Source organism: Nitrobacter sp. 62-13 (genome assembly GCF_001896955.1).
GTDB lineage: Bacteria > Pseudomonadota > Alphaproteobacteria > Rhizobiales > Xanthobacteraceae > Nitrobacter.
On the sequence record NZ_MKRN01000003.1, the window covers coordinates 61787 to 65579 of the forward strand.

Below are 3793 nucleotides of genomic sequence, written 5' to 3' on the forward strand. Positions count from 1 at the left end.
CGCGTGTTTCTGGTCGGCCTTCTCAATACGCTGCTGGTGTCCGTCGTCGGCATTGTCTTCGCGACGATCATCGGCTTTGTCGTGGCGCTCGGCCGACTGTCGCCGAATTGGCTGATATCGCGCATTTCCGGCGGCTATGTGGAGTTGGTTCGCAACCTGCCGCTGCTGTTCCAGATTCTCTTCTGGTATCTTGCGGTGCTGAGCGCGCTTCCGAGTCCGAGGGAAAGCATTTCGATCTTCGACGCATTCTTTCTCAGCAATCGCGGCCTCGTCATTCCGAAGCCGGTCGGGCACGAGGGGCTTGTGGCCTTCGCCGTCTCGGTTGCGGCTGCCGTCATCGGCTGTCTGTGGCTGCGCAGCTATTCGCGCCGGGCACTTTTTCAACGCGGACGAGTCGTTGTCGTCTGGCCCTATGTTCTCGCGCTACTGCTCGGCGTTCCGCTCCTCGCGATGCTCGTCTTCGGCGTTCCCGTCACATTCGAGATCCCTGCTCTCAGGGGATTCAATTTTTCCGGTGGAACGCGCGTGACCCCGGAATTCGTCGCGCTCGCGGTCGCGCTTTCGACATATACGGCGGCATTCATCGCGGAAGTCGTGCGCGCCGGAATTCTCTCGGTTCACAAGGGACAGATGGAGGCGGGAGCCTCGCTCGGGCTCTCGCGCGGATCGACACTGCGATTGATCGTGGTGCCGCAAGCCATGCGCGTCATCCTGCCGCCGCTGACCAATCAGTATCTCAACCTCATCAAGAATTCGTCGCTGGCCGTCGGCATCGGATACCCCGATCTGTTTTCGGTGTTTGCCGGCACGACGCTGAGCCAGACCGGACAGGCCATCGAAATCATCGCGATCACGATGGGCGTTTATCTCATGATCTCGCTGGTCACCAGCGCGATCATGAGCTTCTACGGTTGGCGCGTCGCGAGGAGCATGGGCGGATGACCGATCATCCCGCACAGTCGTTCGTTCGTACCGATCTGGTTCCGGAGCGACCGGCCCCGATCACAACGACAGGCTTTTTCGCATTCCTGCGGACCCGCCTGCTCAATTCTCCGGGCAACGTGCTTCTGACGGTCGTCGGTGTCGTGCTGTTGTGGTTCATCATCGTCCCGACGATCAGGTTTCTCCTCGTGGACGCGGTCTGGGAAGGCACGGATCGAACATCGTGTCTGGCTGCGGATGCGGGACAGTCGATCGGGGCGTGCTGGCCCTTTGTTCAGGCGAAGATCACGCAATTCATTTACGGCTTCTATCCGGAACCTGAACGGTGGCGGGTAAATCTGACGTTCCTGCTGGCCGCCGTTTTGCTGCTGCCGCTTCTGGTGCCGCGGCTGCCCGCGAAGGGTCTCAATGCGGGCGTGTTCTTCATTGCATTTCCCGTCGTGGCTTTTTTTCTGCTGCATGGCGGAGGCGTGAGCGGGTTCGGCGTAAAGTGGACCGCTGGTTTTCTGTCGAGTTTCGCCGACGGCCTCGGCAACGTCGGACAGCAACTCGCGACATCAGGAGAGGGGAGCGGAGTCGGTCCGGTTTTGCAGCTTACGGGACATGCCGTTGCATGGATCGGCGACGTGGTGAATTTTCTGGCATGGCCGCTGGTCCGGCTCCGCGATGGGCTGCAAAATTCCGATCAGCCGGTCTGGTACGACTTTGCATGTACCGCCGTGAGCGTCTCGCTGCTGCTCTTTCTTTTGAACGGCGCCTTCCGAACGGGCTGGCGCACGCTGCTGACGAGCCTGATGGCGTTCCTCTGCGCCGGCGCGGTGATGGCGGTGATGCACCTCGATCGTGGCGGACTTCCGGTCGTCGATACCCGTCTCTGGGGCGGCCTGCTGGTCACGCTCGTGGTGTCGGTGACCGGCATCGTATCGTCGATACCGGTCGGAATCGCGCTGGCGCTGGGACGGCGCGCCACCATTCCACTGATCCGGATTTTCTCGGTCGCCTTCATCGAGTTCTGGCGTGGCGTTCCGCTCATTACGGTGTTGTTTTTCGCAACCTATATGCTTCCGCTTTTTCTTCCCGGAGATTTCACCGTGGATGGCCTGGTCCGGGTTCTGATCGGAATCGCGCTGTTCGCTGGAGCCTATAACGCCGAGGTTATTCGCGGCGGCCTGGCTGCGATACCGCGCGGGCAGGCGGAAGCCGCCAATGCGCTTGGCCTGTCGTACTGGAAGACGACGGGACTGATCGTGATGCCACAGGCGTTGCGGCATGTCATTCCCGGACTGGTGAACAGCTTTATCGCATTGTTCAAGGACACGTCGCTGGTCTCGATCGTCGCGCTGTTCGATCTGCTCGGGAGCTTGCGAGCCACCTTCGCGGATCCGACATGGGCGACGCCGACCACGCTGTTCACCGGGTTTGCCTTCACCGGCATCATCTACTTCGTGTTCTGCTTCGGCATGTCCCGATATTCGCTGTTCGTCGAACATCGGTTGAATCCGGACAGGCAAAGCTGAAGCTGGGACGGGTCATGACAGACGAAAATGCCATCGTTTCCATTGCAGGTCTCAATAAGTGGTTCGGCAGCTTCCATGTGCTGCGGGACATCGACCTCGACGTGGCGCGCGGCGAGCGTATCGTCATCTGCGGTCCGTCAGGTTCGGGAAAATCGACGCTGATCCGTTGCATCAACGCGCTCGAGGAATTTCAGGAAGGCCGGATCATCGTCGATGGAATCGAACTGGGCCCCAATCTGCGACGCGTCGAGGAAGTGCGGCGCGAGGTCGGAATGGTCTTCCAGAGCTTCAATTTGTTTCCGCATCTGACGGTGCTTGAAAACTGTACGCTCGCTCCGATCTGGGTTCGCAATATCCCGAAGAAAGACGCCGAGGCGGCCGCGATGAAATTTCTCGAGCGCGTCAAAATCCCGCATCAGGCCAACAAATATCCCGGCCAGATGTCGGGTGGCCAGCAGCAACGCGTGGCGATTGCGCGCGCGCTCACGATGAATCCGAAGGTCATGCTGTTCGACGAGCCGACTTCGGCGCTCGATCCCGAGATGGTCAAGGAAGTGCTCGACACGATGGTCGACCTCGCCAGGGAAGGCATGACCATGCTCGTGGTCACGCATGAAATGGGATTCGCCAAGGAGGTGGCGAACCGGATGGTGTTCATGGATGAGGGGCAGATCATCGAATCCGACACGCCTGCGAATTTTTTCGCCAATCCGCGACACCCGCGAACGCAGCTTTTTCTCAGCCAGATCCTGCGTTAGGCCGGAGCGAGAGGAATTTTCACCGTGGTTCGCTTCTCGAGCCATTGCGGCACGGGAAGGTTTTTGGAGCGCATGAAGTCGGGATTGAACAGCTTCGACTGATAGCGGTTGCCGGAGTCGCAGAGGATCGTCACGATCGTGTGGCCGGGCCCCAATTGGTTTGCGAGACGAATTGCGCCGGCGACGTTGATGCCGGTCGAGCCGCCGAGGCAGAGCCCCTCGTGTTCAAGCAGATCGTAGATCACCGGAACGGCTTCCTCGTCGGGAATGAGATAGGCCTCGTCGACCTTGGCGTTGGCGATGACCGGCGTCACCCGGCCAAGTCCGATTCCCTCGGTGATCGATCCTCCCGGGGTCGCCTTGGCCACGCCGTTTTTGAACAATTCGTACATGGCGGCTCCACGGGGGTCGGCAACGCCGATGACGATGTCCTTCTTTTTCTCCCGCAGGAATGCGCCGGTCCCGGCCAGCGTGCCGCCGGTCCCGATCGAACAGATGAAGCCATCGACCTTGCCGCCGGTCTGCTCCCAGATTTCGGGGCCGGTTGAAACGTAGTGAGCCTTGGGATTGTCGAGA

At 60.3% G+C, this 3793-nt stretch carries 4 protein-coding genes; 3 read left to right on the top strand and 1 reads right to left on the bottom strand.

Annotation, left to right across the window (positions count from 1 at the left end):
- The 3 genes from BGN91_RS00540 to BGN91_RS00550 form a co-directional block, all read left to right on the top strand.
- A partial coding sequence (locus BGN91_RS00540; RefSeq protein ID WP_292610012.1) for an ABC transporter permease subunit occupies positions 1-942 on the top strand: 942 nt, incomplete at its 5' end.
- Positions 939-2459 (top strand): amino acid ABC transporter permease, encoded by a 1521-nt coding sequence (locus tag BGN91_RS00545; RefSeq protein WP_292610013.1) that lies wholly within the window; start codon positions 939-941, stop codon positions 2457-2459. The genes BGN91_RS00540 and BGN91_RS00545, both read left to right, overlap by 4 nt.
- Positions 2460-2473: 14 nt before the next feature.
- Positions 2474-3217: an amino acid ABC transporter ATP-binding protein gene (locus BGN91_RS00550; RefSeq protein WP_292610014.1), complete on the top strand. Its 744-nt coding sequence runs from the start codon at positions 2474-2476 to the stop codon at positions 3215-3217.
- On the opposite strand, the gene BGN91_RS00555 is transcribed toward BGN91_RS00550, so the two are convergent.
- The coding region (locus BGN91_RS00555) for a pyridoxal-phosphate dependent enzyme (RefSeq protein ID WP_292610015.1) at positions 3214-3793 on the bottom strand (580 nt) is incomplete at its 5' end. The two genes, BGN91_RS00550 and BGN91_RS00555, sit on opposite strands and share 4 nt — an antisense overlap.

What these genes read in the sequence shown, in the direction of transcription:
- BGN91_RS00545 (WP_292610013.1), top strand. Translation starts at nt 939, where the DNA reads ATGACCGATCATCCCGCACAGTCGTTCGTTCGTACCGATCTGGTTCCG.
- BGN91_RS00550 (WP_292610014.1), top strand. Translation starts at nt 2,474, where the DNA reads ATGACAGACGAAAATGCCATCGTTTCCATTGCAGGTCTCAATAAGTGG.